Source organism: Caballeronia sp. RCC_10, from assembly GCF_041360715.1.
Classification (GTDB): Bacteria; Pseudomonadota; Gammaproteobacteria; order Burkholderiales; family Burkholderiaceae; genus Caballeronia; species Caballeronia grimmiae.
In genome coordinates this window covers 132552-148074 of the sequence record NZ_JBFUPT010000011.1, presented here as the reverse complement: position 1 = coordinate 148074, position 15523 = coordinate 132552, and the positions used below count along the sequence as shown (strand labels likewise).

Genomic DNA, 15523 nt, shown 5'->3' with positions numbered 1-15523 from the left:
GGTTTGCTCTCTCGTCGCGAGAGGGCGCTTGGGGGAAGCCTGGCTTTCCCTGAGCGGTAGGGCCGGTATCGGATGCTTCTTTCCCTCGGGGATGACTTCGATACCGGCCTTTTTCATTGCGGCGTTGAACAGGCGCGGCAGAGCGAGAAAGAACTTACCCTCGCGTCCCGCGCGAAATCTCCCGCCCGGCATCGCGCGCCAGGCGCGCAGTAACCGGCATCGAAAGGAACGAAAACAGGCCCACCACCATGAACGCAGGCCAGAAGTCCGACCAGCGCACGGAAGCGTGGCCATTGAGATACTGCGACAGCTCGAGCGTGATGCCAGCAATCGTCACCCCGAGCCCGAGCGAAACCTGCTGCACGAAACTGGCCAGGCTGGTGGCCCGGCCCACATCGCGCGTCTCGATCTCCGCATAAGCGAGCGAGTTGAGCGACGTGAACTGCAACGCAGGGAAGAATCCGCCGAGCAGCACGACCGCCCAGATGACCCACGTCGGCGTGCCGGGAAAGAACGCGCCGCATGCAGCGATCGCGATCCCCGACAACGCCGCGTTGTACAGCAGCGTCTGCCGGAAGCCGAAGCGATGCAACACGCGCGACGCCAGCGATCGCATGAACATGCCGCCGAACGCGGACGCACACGTGATCGCGCCGGACTTGAACGCCGTCATGCCGAGGCCTTCCTGCAACGCGAGCGGCAGCAGAAACGGCACGGCGCCCAGCCCGATGCGAAAGAGCGAGCCGCCACCGACGCTCGCCTGAAACGTCGGCACGCGAAAGAAGCGCAAGTCGAGCAACGGCCGCTCGGCGCGTCGCGCATGCAGGATGTAGAGCGCGACCATCACCGCGCCGAGCACGCACATCGCGTAAGCGACGCTCTGCGGCACCAGTTCGCCGCCGACGAGCGACAGCCCGAGCATCAGCAACACGCCCGCGCTCGCCGAAAGAAAGAAGCCGAACCAGTCGAGCCGGCCGGGATGCTCTTCGCGCGTGTCGGCGATGTATCGATTGGTCAGGTAGATGCCGGCAATGCCGATCGGAATGTTGATGAAGAAGATCAGCCGCCAGTGCAGATACGTCGTGATGAAACCGCCGAGCAGCGGACCGGCGGCGGGTCCGAGCATTGCAGGCACCGACAGGTAGTTCATCGCGCGAATGAACTCCGAGCGGCGCACCGAACGGAAGATGATGATGCGTCCGACGGGCACCATCATCGCGCCGCCGACGCCCTGAATGAAGCGCGCGACGGTGAAGGTGCCGAGCGATGTCGACGCCGCACAAAGCAGCGAGCCGACGACGAAGACGCCGATGGCCGTGCGAAACACGACGCGTGCGCCGAAGCGGTCGGCGACCCAGCCGCAGATCGGGATGAAGACGCCGAGGCCAAGCACATAGCTCGTCACCGCGATCTTGAGTGTGACGGGATCGCGTCCGAACGCCCGGGCCATTTCGGGAATCGCAGTAACGATGACGTTGGCGTCGACGCTTTCCATGAACATCGCACATGCGACGATGAGAGGGGCAATGAAAGCTTTGACGGCGAGCGGCATCAGAGAACGATCATCATGGCGGGAGGAGCGGCGATTATGGCACCGATGTGGAGCACACGCCGACCGCCAGCGTCGCGCTACGTGATGCGATGAACATGCAAGAGGAGTCGAGAAACGATGGACCCGCAAGACCTGCAACGTCTCGTCACGCAGACGATGCCCTACGGCAAGTACAAGGACCGGCTTATCGCCGACTTGCCCGCACACTATCTCGCATGGTTCGCGCGTGAGGGTTTTCCTCAAGGCAAGCTCGGCGCGTTGCTTGCCCTCATGCACGAGATCGATCACAACAACCTGCGTTCTCTGCTCGATCCGCTACGCCGATGACGCTTTTTTCGCACTTGCGCAGCGGCCCTATAGGTTGTATGGATCGACCGCGACAGACACAATATCTTGTATGGATTGGGCCGAAAATGCTAAACTTCGGCAACGAAATCGAAGCGCTTTAACGAGTCGCCGGCTGCGTTCCTCGCGCATCGAATGCGCAAGAAAATCGCGAGTCCGACATGCCGCTTCATCGTCGATGACATCGCATGCGAGTTCGCATCAGCCGCATGAACGTCGCGTGTGTCGCCCCACTCATGCGAACCATCGAACGCTTCACATCGACACATCCTGCGCTTGCCGTTCGGACCATCGCTTCGAGGCATCGAAGCAACGCGGCGCAGACCGCATCGAAGCACTCGATGACAGTCAGTGAGGACCGCTTCACACCTGTCTCATCGGTGCCTGCATCACGCGTCACACATGAAGCGAAGAGCCAAGTGTTGTATGCAGGTAGCAACGCTGAATCCAAATCGCTAGAAAACGAGAATTTTCATGAGCAAGCTCTTTTATCGCTCATGAAAAGATGGTACAAACCGATCTAAATTGATGGTGAGAATTTATGCTCAACTGGGATGACGAGAACACGACCGTAGCTCCCTCGAGCGCTTCGCAACAGAACCCGTTGCGCAACGCTCAAGGCACGACTTTCGGTACGCAAGCAGCACATGCTGCAGCTCATCAAGCCGCCCATCAGTCTGCTCAGGCGAACAACATCTTCTCCGATGGCTTCGTTCCCCCGGCAGCCGCCACGCCCTCCGCGGGCGCTATCGCCGCGCAGAGCGAAGCGCGCGTCAACGTCGCAGACAAGCGCATCATCAACGGCCAGACCGACGTCAACCAGCTGGTGCCGTTCAAGTACAAGTGGGCGTGGGAGAAGTACCTCGCCGGTTGCGCGAATCACTGGATGCCGCAGGAAGTGAACATGTCGCGAGACATCGCTCTGTGGAAAGACCCGAACGGTCTGTCCGATGACGAGCGTCGCATCGTCAAGCGCAACCTCGGCTTCTTCGTGACGGCGGACTCGCTCGCCGCGAACAACATCGTGCTCGGCACGTATCGTCACATCACCGCTCCGGAGTGCCGCCAGTTCCTGCTGCGCCAGGCGTTCGAAGAGGCGATCCATACGCATGCGTATCAGTACATCGTCGAATCGCTCGGCCTCGACGAAAGCGAGATCTTCAACGCGTATCACGAAGTGAAGTCCATCCGGGACAAGGACGAGTTCCTCATCCCGTTCATCCAGACGTTGACCGATCCGGCGTTCATCACCGGCACGCTGGAAGCGGACCAGAAATTGCTCAAGTCGTTGATCGTGTTCGCCTGCATCATGGAAGGTCTGTTCTTCTATGTGGGCTTCACGCAGATTCTGGCGCTGGGTCGCCAGAACAAGATGACGGGCGCGGCGGAGCAGTACCAGTACATCCTCCGCGATGAATCGATGCACTGCAATTTCGGCATCGACCTCATCAACCAGATCAAGCTGGAAGAGCCGCAACTGTGGACCGCCGACTTCAAGGCGGAGATCCGTGAGCTCTTCAAGCAAGCTGTTGATCTTGAATATCGCTACGCTGAAGACACCATGCCGCGCGGGGTTCTCGGCCTGAACGCGTCGATGTTCAAGAGTTACCTGCGCTTCATCTGCAATCGGCGTTGCCAGCAGATTGGCCTGGACCCGCTCTTCCCGAACGAGGAAAACCCGTTCCCGTGGATGAGCGAAATGATCGACTTGAAGAAGGAACGCAACTTCTTCGAGACACGCGTGATTGAGTATCAAACCGGCGGCGCGCTGACCTGGGAATAACAACAAGCCCAGGACGTGTTGCAGACGAAATCGATGGGACGGGCAGGCAGCGGCGTGTCACTCACGCGCGCCTGACTGACAAGGTTTAGGAGAACGGTCGCCTGATGCAAAGTGCGCCTACTGACTTAACGGACCGAGTGGCCCGATTCGAAGACAGGCGTTTTGCGTTCCCTTCAATGGGATGGGCAAACTTCCCCCCGGAAAACGCCAGCGGCAAGCTCGCTGGCTCGATCAAGCGATGGGCGGCGCTCGGTATTGGCGCTGACTTTATTTGGCGCGCGGTGCCTCGGGGCACGGCGCGCCTTGCCGTATTCATTAGCGTAAGCAGGTGGGATCAGCGTACGCCGATGAATAATCCGCTTCGTAGCGTGTGCCCTGAGAGCCTCCACGCGGGAAGCGGGTTTTGACGAAGGGTGTTGTTTGAACTGACTCTCATCTGAAAACCTGAAGGAGAAAAATCATGGCAGTCGCCAAAAAGAAACCCGCCGCGAAGAAGGCCGCAGCAAAGAAAGTCACCGCCAAGAAGGCAGCCGCTCCGGCGAAGAAGGTAGCGGCAAAGAAGGTCGCCACCAAGAAGGTCGCTGCAAAGAAAGTCGCAGTGAAGAAGGTTGCCGCCAAGAAGGCAGCGCCGGCAAAGAAGGCCGCAGCAAAGAAAGTCGCGACCAAGAAAGTAGCGGCAAAGAAGGTCGCCGCGAAGAAGGCGCCGGCGAAGAAAGCCGCAGCCAAGAAGGTCGCTGCGAAGAAGGCGCCCGCCAAGAAAGCCGCAGCCAAGAAAGTCGCGACCAAGAAGGTAGCGACGAAGAAGGCCGCTGCGAAGAAGGCGCCGGCGAAGAAGGCTGCCGCCAAGAAGGCGCCTGCGAAGAAAGCGGCCGCGAAGAAGGCTGCCGCCAAAAAGGCTCCTGCGAAGAAGGCCCCCGCGAAGAAGGCTGCTGCGAAGAAGGCCCCTGCGAAGAAGGCGTCGGCGAAGACTGCTTCTGCTCCTGCCGCGCCTGCTGCTCCTGCGCCTGCTTCTACGTCGGCGTCGGCTCCCGCGTCTGCTCCCGCAGCGAAGAAGGCTGCGCCCGCAGCGAAGAAGGCTCCGACCAAGAAGGCCGCTGCTGCCAAGAAGACGACCGCTGCCGCTCCCGCAACGACGGCAACGACTGTCTCGACGCCTGCTCCGGCCGCTCCGGCTGCAGCAGTCAAGACGGCGCTGAACCCGGCGGCGGCATGGCCGTTCCCGACCGGCAGCCGTCCGTAAGTCTCGGCACAAGCAGGACGCATCACCGCGGCACACCTCGCTGTGCCTTACGACCGGGTAGGCCTACCCGGCCTCGACCCGTCGCCGGGGAAACTCGGCGACGGGTTTTTCGCGTGGCGTCGCACACAGCGGCAATGTCACGCGCTCGAGCAAGCCGCAAACAAAAAGCGCATGCCTCTTTCGATGCATGCGCTTCTGTCATCCGCCGAAGAATCGCTGAGGATTCCTCGGTTGAATCCGCCGGTGCTTAGTGCGTGACGCGCGTCACGCCGCCGCTCGACAGCAGGCGAACGCGCTCGCCAGCCTGAAACACTTCGCCGTTCGATGTCTGCGTGATCGCGCGTAGGTCGCCGTTGTCGAGGCGCACGGTGATCTCCAGGCCGTTCTTCGTCGCGACGCTGTTCTCGACCGCGTTACCCGCGACCGCGCCCGCCAGACCGCCGATGATGCCCGCGATGATCGACCCGTTGCCGCCGCCGATGGCGCTGCCCGCCGCGACACCGCCGAGCGCGCCGCCGCCGATTGCGCCGAGACCGCTCGGCTGCCCGTTGTTCGAGCTGATCTTGACGCCGCGCACGCTTTCGACGGTCGCCATGCGTACCGTTTCCTCGCGCTGAGCCTGCGACGCCGTGTAGACGTCGGGCGAACTGCTGTTATACGCGCAGCCCGTCAGCGCCACTGAGCCGATGAGCGTTGCTGCCAGCATGATGCGACTTACCGTTTTCATCCCTTCACTCCCTTCTTCCACTCGCTCACGACAGGCTTGTTCCGAATGCCTGCTTGAAACGCTCTTCGATTTCGGCGCGCGTCGGCGCATAGGTTTGCGGGCCTTGATGTTCGATCTTCAACGAACCCATCAGACTCGCGAGACGCCCCGTTTTTTCCCAGCCAAGATTGTTCTCGATGCCGTACAGCAGGCCGCCGCGGAACGCATCGCCGCAACCGGTCGGATCGATGACCTGACGCGCCTTCGCAACCGGCACGTCGAGCACGCCGCCCTCATGATAGATCTGGGCGCCATGCTCGCCGCGCGTCACGATCAGCGCATCGACACGGCTCTTGATGTCTTCGATCGACCAGCCGGTCTTATTGCTCAACAACTTGGCTTCGTAATCGTTGACCGCCACGTATTTGGCAAGTTCAATCATGCGACAGAGTTCTACACCTTCAAGGATAGGCAAACCCTGACCCGGATCGAAGACGAATGGCACACCCGCAGCCGCGAACTGGGCAGCGTGTTCGCGCATGCCGTCGGCGCCGTCCGGCGCGACGATGCCGAGCGAGATGCCCTGCGCTTCGTCGGCGCGGTTGAGGTGCGATTCCATCATCGCGCCGGGGTGGAAGGCGGTGATCTGGTTGTTCGCGAGATCGGTCGTGATGAAGCATTGCGCCGAGTGCTGGCCGGGCAGCACGCGCACGTATTCCTTCGACAAGCCGAGCGCGTCGAGACGGTCGATGTAAAGCTGCGCGTCCGCTTCGCCGAGCGTCGCCATGATCTTCGGATCGCCGCCGAGCAGTTTCAGCGCATAGGCGATGTTGCCCGCACAGCCGCCGAAGTTGCGCCGCATCGTCGGGACCAGGAAGCTGATGTTCAGCATGTGCACCTGATCCGGCAGGATGTGGTCGCCGAAGCGGCCCTGGAAAGTCATGATGTTGTCGTAGGCGAGCGAGCCGCAGATGAGCGTAGCCAAGGCGAACGTCCTTTAAGTTGGGGTGCCGAGCAAGAGAATGCGCATACGGCGCGCGGCGGCGGCTTTTCGACTTCGATGGCTGCCGCGCCTCGTATGCGCGGACCGCCGCAAGCGGTCCGGCCGTGCAGCTTACTTCAGCGCCGACAGCGCCGCATCGTAGTTCGGCTCGTTCTTGATTTCGGGCACGAGTTCGGCGTGCAGCACCTTGTTGTTCTCATCGAGGACGACGACTGCGCGCGCCGTCAGCCCCTTGAGCGGACTGCTCGCGACATCGACGCCATACGCCTGCGCGAACTCATGGCCGCGGAATGTCGACGCCGTCACCACGTTGGCGAGGCCTTCGGTCGTGCAGAAACGCTTGGCCGCGAACGGCAGGTCGCCCGAAACGACGAGCACGACGGTGTTGTCGAGCTTGCCGGCGGATTCGTTGAACTTGCGCGTCGACGTGGCGCAGGTCGGCGTGTCGAGGCTCGGCACGATGTTCAGCACCTTGCGCTTGCCCGCGAAGCTCGCGAGCGTGATGTCGCCGAGATCAGTGCCGACGAGGTTGAATTCCGGGGCTTGCTGTCCCGCGCTCGGGAACGTGCCGCTGACTTCGATGGGATTGCCGCCGAGGGTAACTTGACTCATGTTGCGCTCCAGAGAGGTGTCAGATGCTGACGGGAAGTTTCACTTGGCGTGGCGCGGTCGGCGGGCAGGGCGCGAATGCCCCGTCACGCGATCGCGCCATCACGGATAGAAGACCTGAACGCGGTAGTTCGCGGCGACGGCATCGCCGGTATCCAACCGTACGACGACCGGCTGCGCGCTTTGCGGGGGAAGGCCGATGGCGAATATCGTACCCGGTCGCGCGTAATCCTGCGGCCACAGCACCCGCCGGATGGCGACATCGCTTTTGTCGTCGAGCAGCGTGAGTTCGAGCGCCGGATAGGCGAGCGGGACGTCGGCGCGATTGCGCAACATCAGTTTCAGTTCGAGCTTGTGCGGACCGTCGACCTGACGCAGCCCCGAACTCTCGATCTGCAGCCCCGCGACATAGCGCGGCGGCGAAAACGTGCAGCCGACTTCAGTGCAGATATCGGAGTAAAGGGCGCGCGTGCCGGGCATGTAGACCATGACCGCTTCGCGCTGCCACCACGCGAGTTGCATCAGCAAGAGCAGCGCGAGCACTGCCGCGAGCAGGTAGCCGGCAATCTGCACGGCCTGGCGCCCGCGCCGCGGCGGCTGCGAAGCGGGACGTGGCTCGCGCGTCACGGGAAAGGCTTCGTTCGCGCTCGGTGCGTGCGCCGCGCCCGCTGCGGGTGGCCGTGCGCCGAAACGCGGCTCTTCGTCGTCATGCCATGAAGACGCGGGCTCGACGGGCGGCGCGGGACGAGGCGGCGGCGCATCGGACTCGCGATGATCTGGACCGATGAACGGCTCCGCGCGGTCGTCGACAGGATTGACGAAGCGCGTGGGCGGCGGTTCCGGGCGCGTGGGCGTCGGCTGCGGGCGATCGTCGGGCGGCGCGCTTACGCGAACGAAGGGCTTGCGCCGGTCGTCGGCGGGAGGCTGAACTGCGGATTCGTTGGCTGCATCCTTCCGCGCGGGACGCGAAGGCGCCGCAGCGGATGCCGGAGGCTTCGCATGAATCGTGGGATCGTCGTCTTCGACGCGTGGAGCGGGCGGCTCGACGCTCGCCCGCTTGCCGAGTTCGAGCGTGCGGGGCACGACGAGCGTGGGCGGTTCCTTGTCGGCTTCGGGCGTTGGCGCGGTGAACGTGGACGGCCCGACTGCCACCTGGTCATCGACGATGGTTGCGTGCTGCGGCTCGTCCGCTGCGGCCGCGTCGTCGGGAAGCTCGAACGTATGGTGCGCGGCGTCGAAGACTTCCTGACAGTGTCCGCAACGCACGCGGCCATCATGCGGCGCGACCAGGTACGGGTCGAGCCTGAAAACAGTTTCGCAGTGAGGGCAGCGGGTTGCGAGCGCCATGTGTATTGCCATTGGCCTCGCGGCCGGGTCGTGAACGATGGCGCTATTCTAATGGCTTTCGCGGCGCGTTCCGGCGAGGCACACCCAGCCTTCGTGTTCGCGCCAGACGGCGATGTCGATCCACGCCGCATAGACCGCCGCGACTTCGTCGGCCTGTCGCGCGAGAATGCCCGACAGCGCGATGCGCCCGCCGGGCTTCACCTTCGACGAAAGCATCGAGGCCATCAGCTTGAGCGGGTTCGAGAGAATGTTCGCGACTACGATATCGAACTCGCCGGCGGGGCATTCGTCGGGCAGCCCGTAGGTGACGGCCGCCCGGTTGCGCTCGCTGTTCTGGCGCGCGGATTCGACCGCCTGCGGGTCGATGTCGATGCCGTAGACCGGATCGGCACCGCACTTCTTCGCGAGGATCGCGAGGATGCCCGAGCCGCAGCCATAGTCGAGCAGCGACTGGCCCGGCTTCACCGATTGCTCCAGCCATTCCATGCAGAGCCGCGTAGTCGGATGGCTGCCCGTGCCGAACGCGAGACCAGGGTCCAGTTCGAGCACGAGCGCGGACGGATCGGGCGCGTCATGCCACGACGGCACCACCCAGATGCGCTCGCCGATAGGAATCGGCTCGAACTGCGCTTGCGTCAGGCGCACCCAGTCCTGTTCTTCCACGTCGCGCACCGAGAACGCGGGCGTCGCGTTCAGGCCGATTTCGTTCGCGGCTGCCGCAAGCAGCACGGCGGGATCGGCGTCCTCGGCCAGGAGCGCGACGACGCGCGAGCGCTTCCACGCGCTGCGCTCCGGCGTGAGGCCGGGCTCGCCGAAGAGCGGTTGCTCGTCGGGCGTGTCGGCGTCGGCGTCTTCGACGGACACCGACAGCGCGCCGATTTCCAGCAGCGCATCCGACAGCGCTTCCGCGTGCTCGCGATCCAGCTCGGCGATCAGTTCCCGGTAACTCATGCTCGTGTCTCTATCTGACTCAGGACTCTTCCGCCACCGCCGCCTGACGCGCGGCCAGCTTGTTCTCGAGGTAGTGGATGCTCGTGCCGCCCTCGACGAACTTGGCGTCGATCATCAACTCGCGATGCAGCGGGATGTTGGTTGAAATGCCTTCGACGACCATTTCCGACAGCGCGATCCGCATGCGGTTGATGGCCTGTTCGCGCGTCGCGCCGTAGGCGATCAGCTTGCCGATCATCGAATCGTAGTTCGGCGGGACAAAGTAGCCGTTGTACGCGTGCGAGTCGACGCGAATGCCCGGGCCGCCCGGCGCATGCCACGACGTGATGCGTCCCGGCGACGGCGTGAACTTGAACGCATCTTCCGCATTGACGCGGCATTCGATCGCGTGGCCGCGGAACTGGATGTCCTTCTGGCGGAACGCGAGCTTCTCGCCGGCGGCGATACGAATCTGCTCCTGCACGATATCGACGCCCGTGATCAGCTCCGTCACCGGATGCTCGACCTGCACGCGCGTGTTCATTTCGATGAAGTAGAACTCGTTGTTCTCGTACAGGAACTCGAACGTGCCCGCGCCGAGGTAGCCCATCTTCTTGCACGCGTCGGCGCAGCGGTCGCCGATACGGTCGATCAGCCGCCGCGCGATACCCGGCGCCGGCGCTTCTTCGATGACCTTCTGATGACGGCGCTGCATCGAGCAATCGCGCTCGCCGAGCCAGATCGCGTTGCGGAACGAATCCGACAGCACTTGAATTTCGATATGCCGCGGATTCTCCAGGAATTTCTCCATGTAGACCTGCGGATTGCCGAACGCGCGGCCCGCTTCTTCGCGCGTCATGTTGACCGCGTTGACGAGCGCCGCTTCCGTATGCACGACGCGCATGCCGCGTCCGCCGCCGCCGCCCGCCGCCTTGATGATGACCGGATAGCCGATCGTGCGCGCGATCTTCACGATCTCCTTCGGATCGTCCGGCAACGCGCCTTCCGAGCCCGGCACGCACGGCACGCCGGTCTTGATCATCGTCTGCTTGGCGGTGACCTTGTCGCCCATCATGCGGATGGTTTCAGGGCGCGGCCCGATGAACGTGAAGCCCGACTGCTCGACGCGCTCGGCGAAGTCGGCGTTCTCGGAAAGGAAGCCGTAGCCGGGGTGGATGGCTTCGGCGTCGGTGACTTCGGCGGCGCTGATGAGCGCCGGCATATTCAGGTACGACAGGTTCGACGGCGCCGGTCCGATACACACGGCTTCGTCGGCGAGCTTGACGTACTTGGCTTCCTTGTCGGCTTCCGAATAGACGACGACAGTCTTGACGCCCAGTTCGCGGCACGCGCGCTGGATGCGAAGCGCGATTTCGCCGCGGTTCGCAATGAGGATTTTTTCAAACATGGCTGTGGGTCGGCTCATCAACGGGCACGCGCGAGCGGCCCTCGGGATTCGAATCGGCGGCGCGCGCTTTCAGGAGTCTGAGGCACAAGCACGCGCCGGCGCGGTGACGCCGCGCGGACCGGAGCGATGTGCCCGGCGCACGGCTCGACGCGCTTAGTCGCCGATCACGAAGAGCGGCTGGCCATACTCGACCGCCTGACCGTTCTCGACGAGGATTTCCTTCACGACGCCGGACTTGTCCGATTCGATTTCGTTCAGGAGCTTCATGGCTTCGATGATGCAGATCGTCTGGCCTTCCTTCACCGTATCGCCGACCTGGACGAACGGGTCCGCGCCCGGCGACGGCGCGCGGTAGAACGAGCCGACCATCGGCGACGTCACGATGTGGCCCTGCGGCGCGGAAGCCGCCGGCGTCGCTGCGCCCGCGCTTGCGCCTGCATCGGCGCCGGCGGACATGCCCGGCGCGGACGGCGCCTGAACCTGCGGCGCGTACTGCTGCGGCGCCTGCATGTAGACGGGTGCTGCGTTCTTGACGATGCGAACCTTGCCTTCGCCCTCCGTCACTTCCAGTTCCGAGATGCCGGATTCCGAGACGAGGTCGATCAGCGTTTTCAGTTTACGAAGGTCCATCGAAAATTCCCCTTTCAATACTTGGAGACCGGGACTGCCCGGTGCTTGACTTTGTGGGTGTATGACTGTCAGCCGCGAGCCGGCGCGGTCGGCCGGCCGGCGCGCGCATGCATTCGGCGCATCGGTGCGCCCGCCCATGCGCGGGCGGCGAAATCGGTAGAGTCGATCGGCACGCGGACGGCGTTCGAACGGAACGCCTTGACGTGGTCGCTTTGAAGCGTGCGCCTGAACGGCACGCGAGCAGTCGCATTTCGCGCGGCGCGGCACGGCCCGTTCGAACGGGCATCGGCTGATTCGGCTGCGTGGCCTTGCGGCGCCGGCGGAATGATCATGGTCGGTTCGGTTGTGCGGAATTCGGCGCACTTTAGCGCCGTTTAGAGAATGTTGTCTAGTTTTGCCGTGCAAGACGCGGAATCGGGACGGCACGCTTTGCCAGCATTGTCGCACCCAAACGACGAAGTTCCGGCAAAAGCCCGCTAAGTTGCTGCTTACTTAGCGCAAAGGCGAGCGATCAGGCGGCGATTTTTTACAGCGCGTCCAGTGTTCGCTTTAGTTCAGCTTCGTTCACTTCGCCGAGTTTCGTCGACCGGACCGCGCCCTTCGCGTCGATCACGACGGTAAAAGGCAGCCCGCCCGCGTTATTGCCGAAGCTTCGCGCAAGATCTGCGCCGCCGAAACCGGTCACGTAGACGGGGTAATCGACCGGAACCTTCTTCAGGAAGTCGTTGACGTTTTTCTCGCTGTCCACGCCGAGCCCGATGAACGTGATGCCCTTCTTCTGATACTCGCGCTGCAGCGCCGACAGCGTCGGCATTTCCTTGACGCATGGTCCGCACCACGACGCCCAAAAGTTGACGACGACCGGCTTGCCCTTGTAAGCCGCGAGCGGCTGCGAGGTTCCGGCAGCGGCGGGCGGCGTCGTCTGCCACAACTGCTCGACCGCGTTGCCGCTCGGCTGCGTGGCGGCTTCGGTATCGACGCCGGTGAAGCGATGGCCCGCGTAGAAGCCGCCGACGGTCGCGGCGATCGCGACCGCGAGGGCCGCCAGGATGCGTTTGCTGTTCATGGACGAGAAAGAGTCTTGGAGAATCAGCCGCCGACTTCCAGCGGCGGACGATCGGAAGGGCCGGGATCGTCGAGCAGGGCGCGCACGGCTGCCGCGTTCGCGCGTGCGAGCCGTCCGCGTCCGTCGGCACGCACCGCGCCGCGCAGATCGTTGGGTCCGTAAAGCGCGATGTGCACGCCGATCGGTTCCTCGCCGCGCTCGCGCTGCAGAAAGCTGAGCGTTTCCACGTAGCCGCGTCCGGCGAAGTGCCGCGTCTCGGAGACGTCGTACTGGACGTTGGCGTTCAGCAGATAAATGGCGACTTCCTTGGGGTTGTCGCAGAAGCATTGCAGATGAATATCCGAATGCTCGCCCGCCGTGCCATTGAGCACCGCGCCTGTCAGATAGGGGTCGAAGGGCTTGAGCCGCTCCATCCAGTCGAGTGCGGCCTCGCGCATGCGGCGCAGAACGGCGGGCTGGCTGTCGCTCTGGAAAATCGCCTGATATTCGCGGATTTCCTCTTCGATCTGGTCGTTGTCGGGTAGAAACTCGCCGCCGATTTTCGCCTCGCCGACGACCTGCCGCGCCGCCTTCCGCTTTGCGGTGGAGTAGTCGAGGCCATCTTCGGCGATCATTCTCGCTGCGGCGATTGCGATTTCCTCGCGCACGCGCTGCGGATCGAAGTGTGATTTGCGGACCATTGGGCAATCATACTAGATAACGTCTGGCGGCCCTTGCGGCGCGCGGGCGCGCAGTCAGGCGGCCGGCGCGCTCGGTTACAATATGCGCCTCCAGGCGCGTTCCTGCACGGGTTTTCCGTCCACGCGCCGTCCTCTTTTCCGCACTTCATCGCCTGCGCGGCGCGACACGGTTTATGCACATCCACATCCTCGGCATTTGCGGCACCTTCATGGGCGGTCTCGCCGTCCTGGCTCGCGAGGCGGGTCACAAGGTCACCGGCTGCGACGCGGGCGTCTATCCGCCGATGAGCACGCAGCTCGAGGCGCAGGGCATCGAACTGATCGAGGGCTTCGGCGTCGAGCAGCTATCGCTCGAGCCGGATCTGTTCGTCATCGGCAATGTGGTGTCGCGCGGCAATCCGCTGATGGAAGCCATTCTGGATCGCGGCCTGCCGTACACGTCCGGCCCGCAATGGCTCGGCGAGCACGTGCTGGCGGGCAAGTGGGTGCTCGCGGTCGCCGGCACGCACGGCAAGACCACGACGAGCTCAATGCTCACGTGGCTGCTCGAAGACGCCGGCATGAATCCGGGCTTTCTGATCGGCGGCGTGCCGCTCAACTTCGGCATCTCCGCGCGCCTGACCGATTCGAGCTTCTTCGTGATCGAAGCCGACGAATACGACACCGCGTTCTTCGACAAGCGTTCGAAGTTCGTCCATTACCGTCCGCGCACGGCGGTGCTCAACAATTTGGAATTCGATCACGCCGACATCTTCCCGGATCTCGCCGCCATCGAAACGCAATTTCATCACCTCGTGCGCACGGTGCCGGGCGTCGGACGCATCGTCACCAATGGGCGCGAGGCGGCGCTCGAACGCGTGTTGTCGCGCGGTTGCTGGTCGGGCGTCGAACGCTTCGGCGTGCAAGGCGGATGGCAGGCGCTGCCCGCCCGCGATGGCGAAACCGTCGATGAGCAGTTCGCCGTCTATTGGGAAGGCGAGCGGCTGGGCGTCGTCGACTGGCAGGTGCAGGGCGAGCACAATCGCATGAACGCGCTCGCGGCGATCGCGGCGGCGCGGTCGGTCGGCGTGCCGGCGGCGCAGTCGGTGAAATCGCTGGCGAGCTTCCGCAACGTCAAGCGGCGCATGGAAGTGAAGGGCAGCGTCGAAGGCGTCACCGTCTACGACGACTTCGCGCATCACCCGACCGCCATCGAAACCACCGTCGCGGGATTGCGCACGCGCATCGGCGATGCCGGTCACGCGCGCATCCTCGCAGTGCTGGAACCGCGCTCGAACACGATGAAGCTCGGCACGATGAAAGCCCAACTGCCCGCGAGCCTCGCCGGTGCGGATCTCGTGTTCGGCTACGGCGCGCGCGAAGGCCGCGACAAGCTCGGCTGGGACCTGGCCGAGGCGTTGTCGCCGCTCGGCGACCGGGCGCAGGCCTTCAATGAAATAGAGCCGCTGGTGAAAGCGGTCGTAAGTGCGGCGCGCCCTGGTGACCACGTGCTCGTGATGAGCAACGGCGGTTTCGGCGGCGTACATCAGAAACTGCTCGATGCGCTGTCGGCGCGTCCGGGTCCGGGGACAACCGCAAGAGGCCCCGCGTGATTCTCTACCTGCACGGCTTTCGCTCGTCTCCCCAATCGTTCAAGGCGCGCATGATGCGCGCGCGCCTCGCGGAACTCGGCCGGCTGAGTGAATGGCAGTGCCCGGTCTTGCCGGTTTCTCCGTGCGACGCCATCGCGCTGGCGGAATCCATCGCCGGCGCGGCGCTACCGGAAGATGTCACCGTCGTCGGCAGTTCGCTCGGCGGCTACTACGCGACCTATCTCGCGGAGAAGCACGGCTGGCGCGCGGTGCTGCTGAATCCGGCCGTGATGCCCGATGTCGATCTCAGTGCGTATCTCGGCGAACAGCCGTTGTGGCACGGCGGCGGCACCATCACCGTGTTGCCGCGTCATCTCGACGAACTTCGCGCGCTTCATGTCGATGCCATCACGCGCCCCGAGCGCTATTTCCTGATTGCCGCGACCGGCGACGAAGTGCTCGACTATCGCGCGATGCTTGCCCACTATTCCGGCGTACGCACGACGCTGATCGAAGGCAGCGATCACGCGATCAGCGACTTCGGCGACTATCTCGCCGATGTGCTTGCCTTCTGCGATCAGACGCCGCGCGCCGCGCTTGCCCCAGCGGCTGCGTGATGCCCCATTCATACACCGGCGCGCCCGCTGCGCGCC

At 63.8% G+C, this 15523-nt stretch carries 16 protein-coding genes and 1 pseudogene; 6 read left to right on the top strand and 11 right to left on the bottom strand.

The genetic code is table 11. From position 1 onward, the window contains the following. Positions 1-154: 154 nt before the first annotated feature. Positions 155-1552, bottom strand: a complete 1398-nt coding sequence (locus AB6804_RS20120; protein ID WP_370887940.1) for an MFS transporter — start codon at positions 1550-1552, stop codon at positions 155-157. 117 nt (positions 1553-1669) lie between these two features. On the opposite strand from AB6804_RS20120, the gene AB6804_RS20115 reads away from it, so the two are divergent. The 4 genes and pseudogenes from AB6804_RS20115 to AB6804_RS20100 all read left to right on the top strand — a co-directional run bounded on the left by AB6804_RS20115 (position 1670) and on the right by AB6804_RS20100 (position 4920). Next, complete coding sequence (locus tag AB6804_RS20115) at positions 1670-1879, top strand: DUF3820 family protein (protein WP_035966806.1); 210 nt, start codon at positions 1670-1672, stop codon at positions 1877-1879. Between the two features lie 559 nt (positions 1880-2438). Further along, positions 2439-3680: a ribonucleotide-diphosphate reductase subunit beta gene (locus AB6804_RS20110; protein ID WP_370887939.1), complete on the top strand. Its 1242-nt coding sequence runs from the start codon at positions 2439-2441 to the stop codon at positions 3678-3680. Positions 3681-3784: 104 nt separating this feature from the next. After that, positions 3785-4109: pseudogene (locus AB6804_RS20105) on the top strand (hypothetical protein). 31 nt (positions 4110-4140) lie between these two features. After that, positions 4141-4920: a histone H1-like repetitive region-containing protein gene (locus AB6804_RS20100; protein ID WP_370887938.1), complete on the top strand. Its 780-nt coding sequence runs from the start codon at positions 4141-4143 to the stop codon at positions 4918-4920. A gap of 247 nt (positions 4921-5167) precedes the next feature. On the opposite strand, the gene AB6804_RS20095 is transcribed toward AB6804_RS20100, so the two are convergent. The 10 genes from AB6804_RS20095 to AB6804_RS20050 all read right to left on the bottom strand — a co-directional run bounded on the left by AB6804_RS20095 (position 5168) and on the right by AB6804_RS20050 (position 13299). Continuing rightward, positions 5168-5647 (bottom strand): glycine zipper 2TM domain-containing protein, encoded by a 480-nt coding sequence (locus AB6804_RS20095; RefSeq protein WP_035966802.1) that lies wholly within the window; start codon positions 5645-5647, stop codon positions 5168-5170. A gap of 25 nt (positions 5648-5672) precedes the next feature. After that, the gene (locus AB6804_RS20090; RefSeq protein WP_370887937.1) at positions 5673-6611 is read right to left on the bottom strand and encodes a carbohydrate kinase family protein; all 939 of its coding nucleotides are present in this window, start codon (positions 6609-6611) and stop codon (positions 5673-5675) included. A 129-nt stretch (positions 6612-6740) separates the two neighbouring features. Beyond that, a complete protein-coding gene (gene tpx, locus AB6804_RS20085; RefSeq protein ID WP_370887936.1) occupies positions 6741-7241 on the bottom strand; it encodes a thiol peroxidase in 501 nt (166 codons plus the stop codon). A gap of 99 nt (positions 7242-7340) precedes the next feature. Next, a complete protein-coding gene (locus AB6804_RS20080; protein ID WP_370887935.1) occupies positions 7341-8585 on the bottom strand; it encodes a zinc-ribbon and DUF3426 domain-containing protein in 1245 nt (414 codons plus the stop codon). Between the two features lie 48 nt (positions 8586-8633). After that, positions 8634-9536, bottom strand: coding sequence for a 50S ribosomal protein L11 methyltransferase (gene prmA / locus AB6804_RS20075; RefSeq protein ID WP_244794018.1), 903 nt, complete (start codon positions 9534-9536; stop codon positions 8634-8636). A gap of 19 nt (positions 9537-9555) precedes the next feature. Next, positions 9556-10923, bottom strand: a complete 1368-nt coding sequence (gene accC / locus AB6804_RS20070) for an acetyl-CoA carboxylase biotin carboxylase subunit (RefSeq protein ID WP_370887934.1) — start codon at positions 10921-10923, stop codon at positions 9556-9558. A gap of 153 nt (positions 10924-11076) precedes the next feature. Further along, complete coding sequence (gene accB / locus AB6804_RS20065; RefSeq protein ID WP_370887933.1) at positions 11077-11553, bottom strand: acetyl-CoA carboxylase biotin carboxyl carrier protein; 477 nt, start codon at positions 11551-11553, stop codon at positions 11077-11079. Between the two features lie 68 nt (positions 11554-11621). After that, positions 11622-11885, bottom strand: coding sequence for a hypothetical protein (locus tag AB6804_RS20060; RefSeq protein WP_370887932.1), 264 nt, complete (start codon positions 11883-11885; stop codon positions 11622-11624). 194 nt (positions 11886-12079) lie between these two features. Continuing rightward, a complete protein-coding gene (locus AB6804_RS20055; protein WP_370887931.1) occupies positions 12080-12619 on the bottom strand; it encodes a TlpA family protein disulfide reductase in 540 nt (179 codons plus the stop codon). A gap of 23 nt (positions 12620-12642) precedes the next feature. After that, on the bottom strand, positions 12643-13299 hold the full coding sequence (locus AB6804_RS20050) for a UDP-N-acetylmuramate--alanine ligase (RefSeq protein ID WP_370887930.1): 657 nt from the start codon (positions 13297-13299) through the stop codon (positions 12643-12645). A gap of 173 nt (positions 13300-13472) precedes the next feature. Between AB6804_RS20050 and mpl the strand changes: the two genes are divergently transcribed. Together mpl and AB6804_RS20040 are read left to right on the top strand one after the other, a co-directional pair. Beyond that, a complete protein-coding gene (mpl, locus tag AB6804_RS20045; RefSeq protein WP_370887929.1) occupies positions 13473-14891 on the top strand; it encodes a UDP-N-acetylmuramate:L-alanyl-gamma-D-glutamyl-meso-diaminopimelate ligase in 1419 nt (472 codons plus the stop codon). Then, positions 14888-15487: a YqiA/YcfP family alpha/beta fold hydrolase gene (locus tag AB6804_RS20040; RefSeq protein WP_035966784.1), complete on the top strand. Its 600-nt coding sequence runs from the start codon at positions 14888-14890 to the stop codon at positions 15485-15487. Before mpl ends, AB6804_RS20040 begins: the two co-directional genes overlap by 4 nt. The last annotated feature ends 36 nt before the right edge of the window (positions 15488-15523 follow it).

What these genes read in the sequence shown, in the direction of transcription:
- AB6804_RS20120 (WP_370887940.1), bottom strand. Translation starts at nt 1,552, where the DNA reads ATGCCGCTCGCCGTCAAAGCTTTCATTGCCCCTCTCATCGTCGCATGT.
- AB6804_RS20115 (WP_035966806.1), top strand. Translation starts at nt 1,670, where the DNA reads ATGGACCCGCAAGACCTGCAACGTCTCGTCACGCAGACGATGCCCTAC.
- AB6804_RS20110 (WP_370887939.1), top strand. Translation starts at nt 2,439, where the DNA reads ATGCTCAACTGGGATGACGAGAACACGACCGTAGCTCCCTCGAGCGCT.
- AB6804_RS20100 (WP_370887938.1), top strand. Translation starts at nt 4,141, where the DNA reads ATGGCAGTCGCCAAAAAGAAACCCGCCGCGAAGAAGGCCGCAGCAAAG.
- AB6804_RS20095 (WP_035966802.1), bottom strand. Translation starts at nt 5,647, where the DNA reads ATGAAAACGGTAAGTCGCATCATGCTGGCAGCAACGCTCATCGGCTCA.
- tpx (WP_370887936.1), bottom strand. Translation starts at nt 7,241, where the DNA reads ATGAGTCAAGTTACCCTCGGCGGCAATCCCATCGAAGTCAGCGGCACG.
- AB6804_RS20080 (WP_370887935.1), bottom strand. Translation starts at nt 8,585, where the DNA reads ATGGCGCTCGCAACCCGCTGCCCTCACTGCGAAACTGTTTTCAGGCTC.
- prmA (WP_244794018.1), bottom strand. Translation starts at nt 9,536, where the DNA reads ATGAGTTACCGGGAACTGATCGCCGAGCTGGATCGCGAGCACGCGGAA.
- accC (WP_370887934.1), bottom strand. Translation starts at nt 10,923, where the DNA reads ATGTTTGAAAAAATCCTCATTGCGAACCGCGGCGAAATCGCGCTTCGC.
- accB (WP_370887933.1), bottom strand. Translation starts at nt 11,553, where the DNA reads ATGGACCTTCGTAAACTGAAAACGCTGATCGACCTCGTCTCGGAATCC.
- AB6804_RS20060 (WP_370887932.1), bottom strand. Translation starts at nt 11,885, where the DNA reads ATGATCATTCCGCCGGCGCCGCAAGGCCACGCAGCCGAATCAGCCGAT.
- AB6804_RS20055 (WP_370887931.1), bottom strand. Translation starts at nt 12,619, where the DNA reads ATGAACAGCAAACGCATCCTGGCGGCCCTCGCGGTCGCGATCGCCGCG.
- AB6804_RS20050 (WP_370887930.1), bottom strand. Translation starts at nt 13,299, where the DNA reads ATGGTCCGCAAATCACACTTCGATCCGCAGCGCGTGCGCGAGGAAATC.
- mpl (WP_370887929.1), top strand. Translation starts at nt 13,473, where the DNA reads ATGCACATCCACATCCTCGGCATTTGCGGCACCTTCATGGGCGGTCTC.